Below are 16618 nucleotides of genomic sequence, written 5' to 3' on the forward strand. Positions count from 1 at the left end.
GCGGTCTTGGGGGCGGGCGTCACCGCGGCCCCTCGCGCGGTGTCTCCTCGCGCGGTGCCCCCTCGTGCGGTGCCTCCTCGCGCGGCGCCACGGCGGCCTCGTAGGCGGCCAGCAGGGCGATCTTCGAGTGCTCCCAGGACAGCGGCCCGGCCACCCGTTCCCGGCCGATCTCGCCCATCCGCCGCCGTTCCTCCGGGTCGTCGAGCAGCCGGGCGATCAGCTTGGCGAACTCCGACTCGTCGTCGGCGGGCGCGTACAGCGCCGCCTCGCCCGCCGACACGCGGGCCTCGCGTAACTCGAAGGAGACGATGGGCCTGGACATGGCCATGTACTCCATGACCTTGTTCATCGTCGAGACGTCGTTGAGCGGGTTCCGTGGATCGGGCGACAGGCACACGTCGGCCGTGGACAGGTAGCGCATCAGGTCCTCGTCGGGGATGCGTCCCGTGAACTCCACGCAGTCGTCCAGCCCCAGCTCGCGGGCCAGCGCGACCATCGCGTCGAACGTGTCGCCGCCGCCGACGAACACCGCGTGCCAGTCCGCGCGCCCGTGCTCGTCGCGCAGCCTGGCCAGGCTGCGCAGCGCGTAGTCGACGCCGTCCTGCGGGCCCATCACGCCGAGGTAGCACAGCAGGTACGGCTTCCCGCGCCGTACGGACGCGTCCGGCGGCACCTGGTGGAACCGCTCGACCACGGGCGCGCTGCGCACCACGAACACCTCCTCGGGCCGTTTGCCGCCCCGCGACAGCGCGACCTGCCGGTAGCTCTCGTTGGTCGCGATCACCACGTGCGCCGCCCGGTACGTCATCCGCTCCATCCACGACACCGCGCGGAAGAGCAGGTCCCGGCCCCGGCCGAAGCGCGACAGGTACAGCTCGGGCACCAGGTCGTGCTGGTCGAAGACGTACCGGGTGCCCCGGCGCCGCATGGCCAGCGCGACCAGGAAGAACAGGTCCGGCGGGTTGCACCCGTGCACGACGTCGAACCTGCCGAGCCGCCGGGCCAGGCGGAAGGTGTGCCACAGGGCGGAGCCGTACTCGCGCAGGAAGCCGGCCGGGCCGCCGGTGGCGGCGCGCAGCGGATAGCGGTGGATGTGGACGCCGTCGATGACGGCCTCCGCCTCGGTGTCCTGTCTGGCCCCCTGGGGGCAGATGACGTGCACCTCCCAGCCGGCCTGGCGCAGGGCGGTGCTCTCCTGCCAGACACGTCGGTCGAGTGGTACGGAAAGGTTCTCGACGAGGATGAGCGCTCTACCACCCAATGCCTGTGTAGTCCCTTCTGCCCCGTTGGGTTTCCGCGTCCGGGATCCGGACGAGGTCGACGATCGTGCGGTCGCCGGCCTGGTCGAGGGCGGCGAGCACCCGCTCGTCCAGGCATCCGACGACGCACACCTCGGCGTGGTCGAGCACCTCCTCCGCCGAGTCGCCGAGCAGGTCGCCCAGGTGCGGCAGCCGTTCGGCGATGTAGGCGCGGTTGGCGCCGACCAGCCGCGACAGGGTCACGTTGGCGTCGTAGATGCGCAGGTCGTAACCCTTGCCGAGGAGCCGCTCGGCCAGCTCCACGAGCGGGCTCTCGCGCAGGTCGTCCGTGCCCGGCTTGAACGACAGGCCGAACATGCCGATCCGGCGCCGGCCGGAGGCGGTGATCAGCTCGAAGGCACGCTGGAGGTGCGCGTCGTTGGCGGGCAGCACGTGCGACAGCAGCGGGATCGACACGTCGGCCTTCCTGGCCGCGTAGACCAGGCCGCGCAGGTCCTTGGGCAGGCAGGAGCCGCCGAAGGCGAAGCCGGGGCGCAGGTAGGCGGGGCTGATGTTGAGCTTGCGGTCGGCCAGGAAGACGTCCATGACCTGGTGGGAGTCGAGCCCGAGCGCCTGGCAGATGGCGCCCATCTCGTTGGCGAAGCCGATCTTGACCGCGTGAAAGGCGTTGTCCGCATATTTCGTCATTTCGGCTACGGGGATGGGGACCCGGAAGACGTCGCCGGGCAGGCCCTCGTACAGGGAGGCCACCACGTTCCCCGTCCGCTCGTCCGATTCGCCGATCACCGTCTTCGGCGGCGCGAAGAAGTCGCGCACGCTGGTGCCCTCACGCAGGAACTCGGGGTTGACCGCCACCCCGAAGCCGGCGCCCGCGCGCAGGCCCGAGGCCAGCTCCAGGATCGGCACCAGCAGCTCGACGCAGGTGCCCGGCAGCATGGTCGAGCGGAAGACGACGACGTGACCGGGCCGCAGCGCCCGGCCGATCTGCTCGGCCACCCGCTCCAGGTAGGTCGTGGACAGGCTGCCGTTGGGCGCCGACGGCGTGCCCACGCAGACCAGCGACAGCTCGGTGGCCGCGACCGCCTCGGCCGCGTCGGTGGTGGCGCGCAGCGCGCCCCCGGCGGTCGTCTCGGCGATCAGCTCGCCGATGCGCTCCTCGACGATGGGCGCGTGCCCGCCGTTGATGAGGTCGACCTTGGCCGGATTGACGTCCACGCCCACGACCTGATGGCCCATGGAGGCCAGGCAGGCGGCCGAGACGCACCCCACGTAGCCGAGCCCGAAGACACTGATCCGCATAGCCGCCCTCCGTGTTGGACCGTCTATGTGGAGGGCGTAATGCGTTATCCCCCGCCTCCAAGGGATATGTCGGGTATGCCGTTTGGAACGTTACCGATTTCTTCCGGCGCGGAGGGACCGCACGGCCGCCCTGGCCCGGGTGCCGGCGGCGGCGGTCCACCGGCGGGCCGGATTCCTGGTCACGATGCCCTGGCAGACCACGCTCTCGCCGGTCCTGGCCCGCCGCTTGTACTCGTCCTCGCCCCGCCCGAGGTCGATCCTGGCGATCCCGAGCGAAGGGGCCGCCGCGACCAGCTCGCGCAGCAGGATCCAGCCGGGGGACAGCTTGGCGTACGCCGGGTCGTAGACGGGGAACCACCAGTGCAGCACCCCGCCCGACCTGAGCCCGAAGTGGGCCGCGAGCAGGTGCGGCCCGGCGCGCAGGGTGGACAGCACGCCGCCGAAGCCCGGGTCGCGGGTGCTGAGCAGCCCTTCGAGCAGCTTGATCCGGTCGGGCTCGGCGAAGTAGTCCTGGGCGCCGGTGGCGGCGTACTGGGCCCGCTTGAGCTCGATCACCCGTGCCAGCGCCCCGGCGTCCACCGAGTCCGCCTCGAACCTGACCGCGCCGAGGTCCCGCTCGGCCCTGGCGGCCCTGCGCCGCGCCTGCCCCATGTTGTCCTTGCCGCTCTTGGAGGCCCGGCCCAGATAGCCCGTCAGCCCGCCGGTGACGTCCAGGTAGGGCGACGGCCTGCGCGAGAGCACCCACCGCTCGAAGCCGGGGGCGTCCGGCACCAGATGGTCGAACGCGTAGCCGCTCGCGCCGTTCCCGAGCAGGTCGAGCGGCCGGAACCCGGCGCCGGCGGCCAGGATCGGCCCCTGGAAGTCCGCCCCGGGCCAGCCGGCCGGGCGCAGCAGCCGGCCGTCGCGGTGGTGCGGCACGAACACGTCGTCCCCGACGGCCACGTGGACGGTGCGCCCCGAGGCGTGCACGGCCGCGGAGAAGCCGGGATGGAAGTACGGGCTGTCCAGCGCCGGGTTCGCGGCCCGTACCGTCTCCCAGGCGTCCAGCTCGGCCGCGGAGAGCTCGCCGAACGTCCTGACCCGCAGGCCCGTCATTGGGGCAGGGCCGTCATGCGCCGGGAGGGGCGCAACAGCGCCACCACACTGGCCCTGGACGTACGCCGCCCCGCCAGCGCCCGCACGGCCTCACCGGCGAGCACGGCCACGTAGTACGCCGTCCCGCGCACGGGCCCGTGCCGCCGCCGGAACAGCCGGACCTTGTTGACGACCAGCAGCGACGCCAGCACCGGATCGATCCCCGACGCGCCGCCGATGTGCTCGACCACCGAGGCGGGCTCGTACCAGGTGGCCCAGCCCAGGTCAGCGGCGCGCAGGCAGTAGTCCGTCTCCTCGCTGTAGAGCAGGAACGACTCGTCCCACGCCCCCACCTCGCGGATCATCCGCGGCGCGAGCATCAGCGCCGCCCCCGTCGCCCAGGCGAAGGCGCCCGGCCTGGCGTAGTCGCGCGGGTCGGTCACCAGCTCGCCCGCCGTGCCCATGCGCCCGGCCAGCGCCCCGCCGACCACCGCCTCGGCCACAGCCCGGCCCACCGTGGGCATCCGGCGCAGCGAGGGTTGCAGCGTGCCGTCCGGATTGACCATGTACGGCACTACGATGCCCCGGCCCGGCTGCTCCAGGCAGTCCAGCAGGGGCGCGATCGCCCCCGAGCGCAGCCGGCAGTCGGGGTTGAGCACGTAGACGCCGTCCAGCCGGTCGAGGTCGAGCGCGGCGATCCCGGCGTTGATGGCCGCCGCGTATCCGGCGTTCCTGCCCACCTGCACCACCGTGACCGGCAGGTCCGCCCGCGCGGCCGCCAGCGCCGTGGAGTCGTCCTTCGAGGCGTTGTCCGCCACCACGACCGCGGCCAGCTCCACCCCGGCCGCGCCGGCCGGCAGCGAGTCGAGGCAGCCCTGGAGCACGTCCGCGCTGTTGTAGGTGACGATGACCACCGCGACCCTGCGCATCAGCGCACCCGCTTGTACAGCCGCATGCCGAGCTTGCCCACCCGGCGGGCCGGCGAGGGCCCGGCGAGCACTCCGTCGATCCACGCGGCGTCCAGGTCGCGCCGCAGGCTGGTCCGCGGCTGCAGCCACGAGCCCGCCCTGGCCCGGCCGCCGTCGCTGGTGTACGCGCGGGTCACCCCCGCGCGGCGTAAGCGGCGCAGCACCCGTCTGTCGTAGGAGCCGAACGGGATCGCCACCCTGGACACGGGCGTGCCGGTCAGCTCGCCGAGCACCTCATGGGCCCGGGTCAGCTCCTCGCCCGCTTGGGCCGCGTCCAGCGTGCGCCAGTCGCGGTGCGCCCAGCCGTGCGAGCCCACCCGCATCCCCTGGCCGACCAGTTCGCGCACGCCGCCGGCGTCGAGCCGGCCCGGCTCACCGAGCAGCCCCGCCAGGACGAAGAACTCCGCCTCCAGCCCGCGCTCCAGCAGCCGGGGGAGCGCGATCTCCACGTCGGAGGCGTTGCCGTCGTCGAACGTGAGCCGTACGTCGGGCCGCCCCGCCACCGCGTCGACCACCCGCTCGAACTGCTCGACCGACACCCACGTCTGGTCCTCGCCCCGGTCGAGCTCCCGGGTGGTGCCGCCGATGCCGTGCACGGTCAGATTCGTCACCGCACGCATCCCGCCCCCTGATCAGAGTGCCGCCGAGAGTGTTATCGCCGCCCGGGATGGACCGTTACAGGCGACTTGCGTGCCAATCGACCGTCCGGCTGAGGCCCTCCTTCAGGGAGACGACCGGCCGCCAGCCCAGGACGCGGGCGGCCGGCTCGATGTCGGAGCGCTGCGCGCGGTCCAGCGGGCGGGCGGCCACCGCGCCGTACACGGGCCTGGCGGGGCCGCCGACGATCTTCGCCAGCAGCTCCGCGGTGTCGCGGATGGAGACCGGCTCCGGCGTGCCGATGTCGAGCACGTGCCCGGCCGCGTCGCCGCTCGCGCCCGCGCGGACGAACGCCTCCACCACGTCGTCCACGTACACCCAGGTGATCAGTCTGGTCCCGGACGTCAGCTCGGGCTTCTGCCCGCGCAGCAGCGACAGCGTCACGTACGGCACCAGCCTGGCCAGGTTCGGCTCGCCGGGGCCGTAGACCATGGCCACCCGCAGCACCGACACCGGCACCTGCCACAGCGCGTGGTACAGGCGCGCGTACCCGGTCGCCGCCGCCTTGGCCGCCGCGTACGGGGAGCCGGGAGCCTGCCCGTCACGCGGCTCCTCCACGGACCCGGCCAGCACCACGCTGCGCACCGAAGTGCCGGTCAGCGCGGTCAGCAGGTTCACCGTGGCGCCCAGGTTGCCCGCCAGCGTGGGGCCCACGGTGGCCGGCTCGCGTCCGCCGGTGACTTCACCGGCCAGGTGGAAGACCACCTCCGGCTCGACTTGCGTGACCAGCTTCGCGGTGGCGGCGGCGTCGGTGAGGTCCACCGCGTGCCAGCCCCGGCTTCCCCGCTCCGGTGGGCGGCGGCTCACCGCGTGCGTCTCCGCGCCCAGCTCGGTCAGCCGCCGGACGAGGTGGGAGCCGATGAACCCGGTCGCGCCCGTTATCAGGGCCCGCGTCCCGTTCCAGACGGACATGCGGCCTCCGCGGTTCCTTCAGTCGTGTTGTTCGGGTGACGGTATGGGATCGCCCGAATCGTGCCAGACGTTTCCCGACCCCGCCCGGAGCTCCGCGCGCGTGCTCAGCAGGATCGGGCAGTCGTACGCGGAGGCGCGGCCGAACCGGTTGCCGGTGACCCGCTGCCCGGTCAGCGGCCGGCCCAGCGGCGTGTGGTCGATGTTGACCACGCAGGCGCCGCCGTCGAGGTAGTTGTCCTCCACCCGCAGGTCGTCCGCCGATGACTGGACGGCCGCGTTCGGGTCCTCCGTGGTGGAGACGTCGATCGTGTTGTGCCGCAGCGTGACGCCGCGCTGCTCGGCGAAGGCCTGGACGCCGTCGTTGTGCGTGGACTCGCCGCCCTGGTCGGGATCGCTGGCGAACCAGCTCAGGTCGTGGATGTAGGAGTCCTGGACCAGGGTGCCGGTGTGAGCCTTGATCCCGTCCACCGTACCGTGGAACTCGCTGCGGTAGATCTTGGTGTGCCCCGCCCAGATGCCGTCGATCGACGGCGAGGGATGCGTGGGGTAGAACTCGGAGTCCTCGATCACGGTGTCGCGGGCGTGCTCGCTGTCGACCAGCGGGCGCGTCTCCTCGGTGGGGCCGCCGCGGAAGACGCACTTCCTGAACGTGACGCCGCGCGCGGTCACGGTGACGAAGCCGTAGAAGACCTGGCCCTCGACGACCTCGCCGTCCCTGGCGAAGATCTGGTCACCGGCGACGTCGGTGAGCGTCGTGCCCGGGGGGACGCCGGTCGAGGCGGCGTCGGGGAAGCCGGCCGGGACCGTCGCCGGGGGGCTGACCGCCTGGTCCGCGGCCTGTCCCGGCTGCTCTGCGGCCTGTCCTGCTTGGTCCGCAGCCTTTTTGGCCTGGTCTGTGGCCTTCTCGGCTGGTTCGGCCGTCTGTCCGGCTGGGCTCCCGGCCTGCCCGGCCGGCTCGGTCAGTTCACCCGCGACGGCCACGACCAGTGCCAGGGCGGCGACCGCGGCTACAACGTACGACCACGTCCTCGCCACCCCGGCATCGTCGCGAAAAATCAGCCGATGCGCCAGGTGTCGCCACCCAGCAGCAGCTCTCCCAGGTCGCCGGGCCCCTTCTGGGCCACGGCCTCTTCCAGTTGCTCGGCCATGAGCACGTCGTACGCCGGCCGGTCCACCTGACGGAAGATGCCGATCGGCACGTGCTCGAAGGCCGGCTCGTCGAGCCTGCTGAGCGCGAAGGCCACCGACGGGTCGGGGTTGTGCGCGTCGTGCACGAGGATCTCGTCCTCGCTCACGCCGTCGCGGGCCACGACCTCGATGCCGCCGTTCGCACCGCGGACGACGGCCTTCGAGGCGCTGGTGATCGGCTGCCCGTGCTCCAGCCGCAGCGTGATGTCGTCGCGGACCTCGGGGTCCTTGAGCTGCTCGAAGGCGTTGTCGTTGAAGATGTTGCAGTTCTGGTAGATCTCGACCAGCGACGTGCCGCGGTGCTCGGTCGCCTCGCGCAGCACCGACTGCAGGTGCTTGCGGTCGGAGTCGATGGTCCTGGCCACGAACGACGCCTCGGCGCCGATGGCCAGCGAGATCGGGTTGAACGGCTTGTCCAGCGAGCCCATCGGAGTCGACTTGGTGATCTTGCCGACCTCGGAGGTGGGGGAGTACTGGCCCTTCGTCAGGCCGTAGATCCTGTTGTTGAACAGCAGGATGTTCAGGTTGACATTGCGCCGCAGCGCGTGGATCAGGTGGTTGCCGCCGATGGACAGCGCGTCGCCGTCACCGGTGATCACCCACACGCTCAGGTCGGGCCTGCTGGCGGCGAGCCCGGTCGCGATGGCCGGCGCCCGGCCGTGGATGGAGTGGAAACCGTAGGTGTTGAGGTAGTACGGGAAGCGCGAGGAGCAGCCGATGCCCGAGACGAACACGATGTTCTCCCGCTTGAGCCCCAGATCGGGCAGGAAGCTCTGCACCGCGGCCAGGATCGCGTAGTCACCGCAGCCCGGGCACCAGCGCACCTCCTGGTCGGACTTGAAGTCCTTCATGCCCTGCTTCACGTCGGTCTTCGGGATGAGCGACAGGCCCTTCCCATTAACCAGCTCAGTCACTGTCGATCACGTCCTGGATGACTCCGGCCAGCTCCTCGGCCTTGAACGGGAGCCCGCGCACACGGTTGTAGCTGATCACGTCGACGAGGAAGCGCGCCCGCAGCAGCAGCGCCAGCTGACCGAGGTTGATCTCGGGCAGCAGCACCTTGTCATAGCGCTTGAGCACGTCGCCGGTGTTGGCGGGCAGCGGGTTGAGGTGACGCAGGTGGGTCTGCGCGACCTTGCCCCCGCTCCTCCTGATGCGCCGCACGGCCGCGGCGATCGGCCCGTACGTCGAACCCCAGCCGATGACCAGCACCTTCGCGTCACCGTCGGGGTCGTCGACCTCCAGGTCGGGCACGTCGATGCCGGCGATCTTGGCGGCCCTGGTGCGGACCATCAGGTCGTGGTTGTTCGGGTCGTAGGAGATGTTGCCGGTGCCGTCGGCCTTCTCGATGCCGCCGATGCGGTGTTCGAGCCCGGGGGTGCCGGGGATGGCCCACGGGCGGGCGAGGGTCTCCGTGTCGCGCTTGAACGGCAGGAACTCGCCGTCGGCGCCGTTGGGCTCGGTGGTGAATTCCTGCGAGATGTCCGGCAAGTCGGAAATCTCCGGCAGGCGCCATGGCTCCGAGCCGTTGGCCAGGTAGCCGTCCGAGAGCAACATGACCGGAGTGCGATATTTGACGGCGATCCTGGCCGCCTCGACGGCCGCGTCGAAGCAGTCGCTCGGCGACATCGGCGCCACGACCGGCACCGGCGACTCGCCGTTGCGCCCGAACAGCGCCATCAGCAGGTCGGTCTGCTCGGTCTTGGTCGGCATGCCGGTGCTGGGACCGGCCCGCTGCACGTCCACGACGATCAACGGCAGCTCGGTGGTGACCGCCAGGCCGACGGTCTCCGCCTTCAGCGCCACGCCGGGGCCGCTCGTCGTGGTCACGCCCAGCGCTCCGCCGAACGCCGCGCCCAGCGCCGCGCCTACGCCCGCGATCTCGTCCTCCGCCTGGAAGGTGCGGATGCCGAACCGCTTGTGCTTGCTCAGCTCGTGCAGGATGTCGCTGGCCGGGGTGATCGGGTAGGACCCCAGGAACAGCGGCAGCTTCGACTGCACACTCGCGGCGATCAGTCCGTACGCCAGCGCCTGGTTGCCGGAGATGTTGCGATAGACGCCCGGCGCCAGCCGCGCCGGCTTGACCTCGTAGGAGACCGAGAACGACTCGGTCGTCTCGCCGTAGTTCCAGCCGGCCTGGAAGGCCGCGATGTTGGCCTTGGCCAGATCGGGCTTCTTGGCGAACTTCTGCTCGAGGAACTTGACGGTCTGCTCGGTCGGCCGGTGGTAGAGCCAGGACAGCAGGCCGAGGGCGAACATGTTCTTCGACCGCTCGGCGTCCTTCTTGGACAGGTCGAAGTCCTCGAGCGCCTTGACGGTCAGCGAGGTCAGCGGCACCGCGTGCACCCGCCACTCGCTCAGCGACTCGTCCTCCAGCGGGTTGGCGGCGTAGCCGACCTTCTGCAGGTTGCGCTTGGTGAACTCGTCGGTGTTGGCGATGATGTCGGCGCCCCTGGGCAGGTCGCCCAGGTTGGCCTTGAGCGCGGCGGGGTTCATCGCCACGAGCACGTTCGGCGCGTCGCCGGGCGTGAGGATGTCGTGGTCGGCGAAGTGGAGCTGGAAGCTCGACACGCCGGGCAGGGTGCCTGCGGGCGCGCGGATCTCGGCGGGGAAGTTGGGCAGCGTCGACAGGTCGTTGCCGAACTCCGCCGTCCCCGCGGTGAAGCGGTCACCGGTGAGCTGCATGCCGTCGCCGGAGTCTCCAGCGAACCTGATGATCACGCGATCGAGTTGCTGGACCTGCTTTGTCACAGCTCAGTCCTCCTCGACGCGCCGATGCGCGGTTGCCTGGGCGCGTTCTCTGTATCCATGCTAGATCCTCGGAAGGTCACGCGTTTGCCAGCCGCGTTGAGCGGGTAAACGCGGTTGACGTCAGTCAGGGTGAGGTGGGAGAGCGACGACACAGCCCGGACGCGAGCCTGCAGAGGTCTACATGCAGGCGGGCGAACAGGACGGTTCGGGTCACGAGCGCCAACTATACGTCCCCCTACTACGTGCGTTACGTCAGGGGCTGCTTACCCTGCAGCTCGTTTCCTGACCCGTACAGGCGTCCGGCCTGCATCCCCGCAGAGCCGTACAACTCAGGAACGGTGACGAACCTGTAACCCTTCCCGCGCAACCTTTTGAGGATGTCCGGAACCGCCGCGACGGTTTCCCGATGGATGTCGTGCATAAGAATGATCGCACCTGGATGCGCCGCACGCACGGTCAGGTCCGCTATGTCGCCCGATTCGCCGGCTCGTCCCCCGATCTGGTCCTTGGTGTCGACGTCCCAGTTGACCAGAGCCAGCCCCATGTCGCGGGCGACGTCACGTACCCGCGGGCTCACCGCCCCGTACGGCGGGCGCACCAGCGTGGGCGTCTGCCCGATGACGTCCGCCACCACGCTGTTGGTCTTCCCGAGCGAGTCGGCGATCTTGCTGCTGGCCTGCTTCGACAGGTCCCTGTGCGCCCAGCTGTGGTTGCCGACCAGATGACCCTCCGCGCTCATCCGGCGCACCAGCGCCGGCTGCGCCATCGCGTTGCTCCCGACCGTGAAGAACGTCGCCCGCGCCCGCGCCCCCTTGAGCGCGTCGAGCAGCTTCCCCGTGTACGGTCCCGGCCCGTCGTCGAACGTCAGCGCCACGCACTTGACCCGCCCGCAGTCCACGCCGCCGGCCCTGCTGCTGACCGTGCCGGGGCTGGTTGTGGGCGCGAAGCGGGGCGGGCCGCCGTGCGTCGCGCTGCCGGCGCGCACGCCCTCCTGAGCCCGCCGGCCCAGATCCGACAGCAGCGGCTCCGCCTGCCAGGCGGGCACCGCCACGGCCAGCCGGCCGAGCGAGCAGGGGCCGAGCTGGCAGTCGTCGAACTCGACGACGAGGTCCCCGTTCCGGTTGAAGGCCATCGAGTCGAACGTGTCACCGCCGGGCCGCAGGTCGTCCTGCTCGATCCGCGGCTTGCGCTCCTTGAACTGCTCCTTGACCAGTGCCGCCAGCGTCCTGAGCGCCGTCTTGCCCGCCAGCAGCCCGGTCGAGTCGACCGCCTTGCCGGCGCCCGGGTCGTACCAGTAGGTGCGGGTGGAGTTGCCCCATCGCGCGCCGAGATATTCGCCGGTGCGCAGCCGGACCGCGACGGCCTGGGGCGAGGCGGCGGCGAGCTGCCAGTCCACGTTCAGCTCGGGGCGGGGCGTCAGGTGCTCGTCGCCTCGGGTGCGGTCGTGGAAGTCCTTCATCTGCCGTTCGGCCTGGGCGCGCAGGGCTTTGGTGAGCGCGGGGGCGCCGGGCAGTTCGGGGTAGTTGATGTGCACATATCTGCTGTCCACGGAGTCGCCTTCGGTCAGCGTCCTGGTGGACAGGCCGACGACGCCGGCGGGGTCGACGAAGTCGATCATCGTCGGCTCTGCCGGGACCATGACGTCCTTCCCGTCGCCGGCGGCGGCCATGCCGCAACCGGAGGCTGAGAGGGCCAGCAGAGCGATCCCCATACAGAACCGCGATTTATGCATGCATGTCAGGTTATGGTGCCGATCTTACCTTTTACTCCGATTTTGGGGGATAGGTCCAGAGGCTTTGACCGGTGCGGGTACCTCTCCTCGGGTTACCATCGCGTTCATGGACGGCTACTTCGGCTCGTACGCGCTGGTCGCCGCACTACTCGCCATCGGCGTCGCCATCGTGGCCGGCGCCCTGTTCGCCAACCGCCTGCTCCGCCCGAACCGCCCGACCCCGGAGAAGCTCACCACGTACGAGTGCGGGGTCGACCCCGTCGGGGAGGGGTGGGCGCAGTCCCAGGTGCGCTACTACGTCTTCACGTACCTGTACGTCGTCTTCGCCGTGGACGCCGTCTTCCTGTTCCCCTGGGCCACCGTCTTCGACACGCCCGGCTACGGGCTGACGACGCTGGTGGAGATGTTCGTGTTCCTGGGGTTCATCGCGCTCGGCATCGTGTACGCCTGGCGCAAACGCGTCCTCACCTGGACCTGAGCACCGTCATCCCACAGCGCGCCGAGGTTGCTAGCGCACGAGGACAAGCTGGACGAGCACGGCGAGCGCCGTCACACCCGCCGACACGACGCTGATGACGACGAACCGATTGCCGCCCTCGTCCTCCGCCCCGCGAACGGTCTCCTGCAGCATGCGAAGGCATGAGAGGGCAGCGGCACACGCCCCGGCCCCCAGCACCCCGAGGACGCTCGTCCCGCCCGACTGCTCGGCGACGAGGAAGAAGTAGAGCAGTTCGCAGACGATCACCAAGCCCGCCGTCGGCAGACCCCAGGAGATCCAGAGATCCGACGCTTTAGGAGCCCGAGCCGCGGCCTTCCGTCCCCAGTTGCGGTGATAACGCTCCTGGGGCGTCATGCGCCGGTGCGGGACCTTCGTCGAGAACTCACCCTGACGGCGGGGCCTGTCTCCCTTGCGTAAACGCTTCTTACTGGAACCGTTACCCACACCCGTCCAACGCCCCTGCAGATCACGAAGTTCCACCCACACCCCCGACGGTGCGCCTCGACCAGCCCGCCCCCGAGCGGCGCGCGCCCCCCACCTCCGGAAGCAGCCAACCCACCACGTAATCGCGCGAGCCGAGCCGCCGACGAACCCCTACGGAACACCCCCTTTGGCGCCATTCCTTTGCCTGACCAGTGATCCGCGCAAGAATGGGCGACATGGCAGCAACGGATCTCCCGATGCCCACCGTGGGCCCGATCTCCCGGTTGGCGCCCAAACCGATGCGTTTCGTGCTCAATTGGGGCCGCCGTTATTCGCTCTGGGTGTTCAACTTCGGGCTGGCCTGCTGCGCCATCGAGTTCATCGCGACCTCCACCAGCCGCCACGACTTCATCCGCTTCGGCGTGATCCCGTTCGCGAACGGCCCCAGACAGGCCGACCTCATGATCGTCTCAGGCACGGTCACCGACAAGATGGCCCCGGCCGTCAAGCGCCTCTACGAGCAGATGCCCGACCCGAAGTACGTGATCTCGTTCGGCGCCTGCTCCAACACCGGCGGCCCGTACTGGGACTCCTACTGCGTCACCAACGGCGTGGACCAGATCATCCCCGTCGACGTGTACGTCCCCGGCTGCCCACCCCGGCCCGAAGCGCTCCTGTACGGCATCATGAAGCTCCAGGAGAAGATCGCCGGCGAGAAGCTCAGCGACCGCTATGTCTGGTCCCGCCCGCACGGCGACTCCCCGGAAGCGGACCAGTCATGACGGCCACGCCCCCGAACGGACAGAACGACCCCGACGCGACCCCGCACGGGCAGGGCGACTCGACCACGACCCCGACCGGGCGGGACAACTCCGACCCGGCCCCGACCGACACCGAAACAGCTGAGGCCGAAACAGCCCAAGGCGCAGTGACCGCCCGGATCTCGGCCTACTTCGGCGACCGCGTCGACATCTCGGAGTCGTACGGCGACACCACCGCCGACGTGGCCCCCGCCGACTGGATCGCCCTGCTCACCTACGCCCGCGACGACCTCGGCCACGCCTTCTTCGACTGGCTGACCGGCGTGGACGAGCCACCGGACGCCTTCCTCGTCGTGGCCCACGTCTACAACCCGGAGACGGGCGGCCGGCTGCTCCTGCGCACCCGCGTACCCAAAGACCACCCTCACCTGCCGACCGCCGTGGGCGTCTACCGGGGTGCGAACTGGCACGAGCGCGAGACGTACGAGATGTTCGGCGTGATCTTCGACGACCACCCCAACCTCGTGCCCCTCCTCCTGCCCGACGGCTTCGAAGGCCACCCGCTGCGCAAGGATTTCATCCTCGCCGCCCGCGTCGCCAAGCCCTGGCCGGGCGCGAAGGAACCGGGCGAATCAGGACACGGCTCCCCGAGCCGCCGCAAGACGCTTCCGCCAGGAGTACCCGCCGACTGGGGGCCGCCCGATGCTTGAAGTGGTGCTGAGCTTCGTCGTCATCCTGATCGTGTTCCTGGTGCTGCCCCTCATCATCGGGCAGACGGAGCACAAGGTCATGGCCCACATGCAGTCCCGCCTCGGCCCCATGTACGCGGGCGGCTTCCATGGGTGGGCGCAGCTCATCGCCGACGGGGTGAAGTTCGCGCAGAAGGAGGACGTCATCCCGGCCGCGGCCGACCGCCGCATCTTCATGATCGCCCCAGGCGTGGCGCTCGTCCCGTACCTCGTCGTCCTGATCGTCATCCCCATCGACCGCGACCGCGTGGCCGTCGACCTCGACCTCGGCCTCTTCTTCGTCCTCGCCGTCATGGGCATCGGCGTCCTCGGCTCGATCATGGCGGGCTGGGCGTCGGCGAACAAGTACTCCGTCCTCGGCGGCATGCGCTCGGCGGCCCAGCTCATGTCGTACGAACTGCCCCTCGTCCTCGCGGCCTCATCGGTGGCCATGGCGGCCGGCACCCTGTCGCTCCCGTCGATCGTCGAAGCGTGGCAGTGGTGGTGGCTGCCCTGGCAGGCCATCGGCGGCATCGTCTTCTTCCTGGCCGGCCTGGCCGAACTCCGCCGCCCCCCGTTCGACATGCCGATCGCCGAGTCCGAGATCATCATGGGCCCGATGACCGAGTACACAGGCATGCGCTTCGCGCTCTTCATGCTCTCCGAGTACGCCGGCATCGTCGTCCTGTCCTTCCTGACCACCGTCCTGTTCCTGGGCGGTTGGCAGGGCCCGTTCCTGCCCGGATGGCTGTGGACGCTGCTGAAGGTCTTCCTGCTGGCCTTCGTCGTGATCTGGCTCCGCGTCACCTACCCGCGACTTCGCGAGGACCAGCTCCAGAAGCTGGCCTGGGCCGTCCTCGTCCCCCTGGCCCTCGTCCAACTCGCCCTCACCGGCATCGTCAAGGTCCTCATCTGACCCACCCAGGTCACGCCGCTCTGCGTACATGCATGGCGCCCGACCGTTCACCCCCACGCATGTGCATGGCGGATGACCACTCCCGCCCACTCACCTCTACACACATGCACGGCGGATGGCCACGTCCGGCCGTCGACCTACGTACATGCAGGCTGACCATGTCCGGCCGTTGTACCTCGACGACCACGTTCAACCATCCACCCCTGCACACATGTACGGCGGACGGCCACGTCGGGCCATTCACCCCCACTCACCCAACGCGCCGCGCCACCGTGAAGAAACCTTGCCGCACCCCCAACCGTCGTACTCAGTAGGGGCCCACTGGAGGTACGACGCGTGACCGACAAGCTTCTCCCAAGCGCGGGCGCAACCGAGGACGCCCCATGCCCCCAGACCATCCTCACGTCGAACCATCCCCACACGCTGACGGCCACAGACCCGACCACCGGCGACTCGACCACCCTCACCCCGGCCCGCCTCTACCTCTACCGCCACACGCGACAGACGACCTCCGACGAAGAACCCCCGCCCTTCGCGGGCCTGGCCGCTCTGGACGCCGATGACCTGATACTTCTCGACCTACCGGGCGAGTGGCACATCGAGCAGTTGAAGGAGTTCGCCCGCAGGGCGGAGATCCCCCTCCAAGACGCCCGCAACCACACCTCCCGTGAGACCCGCATCGCCCTCGCGGCCCGAGCTCCCGGCTGGCGCCGTATGCACGGCCTCCCCAGCCCAGCCCCGACACCGCGCTGGCGTAAGCCGGTGGCCATCTGCGCCGGAATCGCGGGCGCGGCACTGATGATCTATCTCGCCATGTCGGGGCTGTGGCTGGCCTGGCGCGGTCTGTCCACCTTCGGCCGGATCATCCTGGACCTCGTGGACGGCAAGTGGCTCCTGGTGGCCTTCAGCCCCGTCCTGCTGCTCCTGCGCCCCCTCCGTGCGAAGTTCCATCGTTACCAGGTCAAGCGCGGCCTCGCCCTGGGCCCGTACACCGGCCTCCACCTCATCCTCGGCGCCGCCAACAAGCTCCAGGTCCGCACCGGCAACGCCGTCATTGCCGAGTTCCGCCTCGGAGAGCTCCACGGCCAAGCGTTCAGCCTCCTCCTCTACCGCCACGAGAACCTGACCGGCCTCCTCATCCGCGACCGCTACGACCGCCCCCTCCACCACCTCCCAGGCCCGTGGTCCCCCCACCACGTGGAACACTTCGCCAGACGCCACGACCTCGCCCTGGCCATCCACCAGATAGACCGCGACGAATACACAACCTTGACCAAGCGAACCCGAGAAGCCACCCCCTGACCCCACCCACGCGTACGGGCGTCGGCACCGACTCCGTCCACGGGACGAAAACGAAGAAAGTGACTCGAGGGCTCTCGGATTCTTCACACGGAGATGGGTCGGTCATGCGCGGCCATGCCCGACTGCGCCTCGAACCACAGGAGGGTGCT

17 protein-coding genes are annotated in these 16618 nt (G+C 70.1%); 5 read left to right on the forward strand and 12 right to left on the reverse strand.

The features are described from left to right. Positions 1-19 precede the first annotated feature (19 nt). From B0I32_RS32545 to B0I32_RS32590, 11 genes are all read right to left on the reverse strand, one after another. Positions 20-1261, reverse strand: a complete 1242-nt coding sequence (locus B0I32_RS32545; RefSeq protein WP_106246292.1) for a glycosyltransferase family 4 protein — start codon at positions 1259-1261, stop codon at positions 20-22. Then, positions 1251-2558 carry a nucleotide sugar dehydrogenase gene (locus tag B0I32_RS32550; protein ID WP_106246293.1) on the reverse strand — a complete coding sequence of 436 codons (1308 nt, stop codon included), beginning with the start codon at positions 2556-2558 and terminating at the stop codon, positions 1251-1253. Before B0I32_RS32550 ends, B0I32_RS32545 begins: the two co-directional genes overlap by 11 nt. Before the next feature lie 90 nt (positions 2559-2648). Next, positions 2649-3653, reverse strand: a complete 1005-nt coding sequence (locus B0I32_RS32555; RefSeq protein ID WP_106246295.1) for a GNAT family N-acetyltransferase — start codon at positions 3651-3653, stop codon at positions 2649-2651. Further along, positions 3650-4561: a glycosyltransferase family 2 protein gene (locus tag B0I32_RS32560; RefSeq protein WP_106246296.1), complete on the reverse strand. Its 912-nt coding sequence runs from the start codon at positions 4559-4561 to the stop codon at positions 3650-3652. The genes B0I32_RS32555 and B0I32_RS32560 overlap by 4 nt, the downstream gene beginning before the upstream one ends. Then, the gene (locus B0I32_RS32565; protein ID WP_106246298.1) at positions 4561-5220 is read right to left on the reverse strand and encodes a polysaccharide deacetylase family protein; all 660 of its coding nucleotides are present in this window, start codon (positions 5218-5220) and stop codon (positions 4561-4563) included. Before B0I32_RS32565 ends, B0I32_RS32560 begins: the two co-directional genes overlap by 1 nt. Before the next feature lie 55 nt (positions 5221-5275). Continuing rightward, the gene (locus tag B0I32_RS32570; protein ID WP_106246299.1) at positions 5276-6169 is read right to left on the reverse strand and encodes an NAD-dependent epimerase/dehydratase family protein; all 894 of its coding nucleotides are present in this window, start codon (positions 6167-6169) and stop codon (positions 5276-5278) included. 18 nt (positions 6170-6187) lie between these two features. Next, positions 6188-7204 (reverse strand): right-handed parallel beta-helix repeat-containing protein, encoded by a 1017-nt coding sequence (locus tag B0I32_RS32575; RefSeq protein WP_106246301.1) that lies wholly within the window; start codon positions 7202-7204, stop codon positions 6188-6190. Between the two features lie 20 nt (positions 7205-7224). Then, positions 7225-8271 carry a 2-oxoacid:ferredoxin oxidoreductase subunit beta gene (locus B0I32_RS32580; protein WP_245956166.1) on the reverse strand — a complete coding sequence of 349 codons (1047 nt, stop codon included), beginning with the start codon at positions 8269-8271 and terminating at the stop codon, positions 7225-7227. Continuing rightward, positions 8264-10108, reverse strand: a complete 1845-nt coding sequence (locus B0I32_RS32585; RefSeq protein ID WP_106246303.1) for a 2-oxoacid:acceptor oxidoreductase subunit alpha — start codon at positions 10106-10108, stop codon at positions 8264-8266. The genes B0I32_RS32580 and B0I32_RS32585 overlap by 8 nt, the downstream gene beginning before the upstream one ends. A gap of 124 nt (positions 10109-10232) precedes the next feature. Then, on the reverse strand, positions 10233-10322 hold the full coding sequence (locus B0I32_RS61750; protein ID WP_311132193.1) for a putative leader peptide: 90 nt from the start codon (positions 10320-10322) through the stop codon (positions 10233-10235). A gap of 33 nt (positions 10323-10355) precedes the next feature. After that, positions 10356-11819: a polysaccharide deacetylase family protein gene (locus tag B0I32_RS32590; protein WP_146178383.1), complete on the reverse strand. Its 1464-nt coding sequence runs from the start codon at positions 11817-11819 to the stop codon at positions 10356-10358. Between the two features lie 127 nt (positions 11820-11946). Here B0I32_RS32590 and B0I32_RS32595 point away from each other — a divergent pair, with 127 nt between their 5' ends. Next, complete coding sequence (locus B0I32_RS32595) at positions 11947-12318, forward strand: NADH-quinone oxidoreductase subunit A (RefSeq protein ID WP_106246306.1); 372 nt, start codon at positions 11947-11949, stop codon at positions 12316-12318. Between the two features lie 30 nt (positions 12319-12348). Here the strand turns inward: B0I32_RS32595 and B0I32_RS32600 are convergent, their stop codons facing one another. Further along, positions 12349-12693 carry a hypothetical protein gene (locus B0I32_RS32600; RefSeq protein ID WP_146178384.1) on the reverse strand — a complete coding sequence of 115 codons (345 nt, stop codon included), beginning with the start codon at positions 12691-12693 and terminating at the stop codon, positions 12349-12351. 305 nt (positions 12694-12998) lie between these two features. On the opposite strand from B0I32_RS32600, the gene B0I32_RS32605 reads away from it, so the two are divergent. The 4 genes from B0I32_RS32605 (at position 12999) to B0I32_RS57990 (ending at position 16469) form a co-directional block, all read left to right on the forward strand. Further along, positions 12999-13544 (forward strand): NADH-quinone oxidoreductase subunit B, encoded by a 546-nt coding sequence (locus B0I32_RS32605; RefSeq protein WP_106246453.1) that lies wholly within the window; start codon positions 12999-13001, stop codon positions 13542-13544. Continuing rightward, a complete protein-coding gene (locus B0I32_RS32610) occupies positions 13541-14233 on the forward strand; it encodes an NADH-quinone oxidoreductase subunit C (protein WP_245956167.1) in 693 nt (230 codons plus the stop codon). The genes B0I32_RS32605 and B0I32_RS32610 overlap by 4 nt, the downstream gene beginning before the upstream one ends. Then, on the forward strand, positions 14226-15167 hold the full coding sequence (gene nuoH / locus B0I32_RS32615; protein WP_106246310.1) for an NADH-quinone oxidoreductase subunit NuoH: 942 nt from the start codon (positions 14226-14228) through the stop codon (positions 15165-15167). The genes B0I32_RS32610 and nuoH overlap by 8 nt, the downstream gene beginning before the upstream one ends. 336 nt (positions 15168-15503) lie before the next feature. After that, entirely contained in the window at positions 15504-16469 is a 966-nt protein-coding gene (locus B0I32_RS57990) for a hypothetical protein (protein WP_181308000.1), read from the forward strand. Positions 16470-16618: the final 149 nt, after the last annotated feature.

Origin of the sequence: Nonomuraea fuscirosea, assembly GCF_003001935.1 — a bacterium.
In the GTDB taxonomy this organism is placed as follows: domain Bacteria; phylum Actinomycetota; class Actinomycetes; order Streptosporangiales; family Streptosporangiaceae; genus Nonomuraea; species Nonomuraea fuscirosea.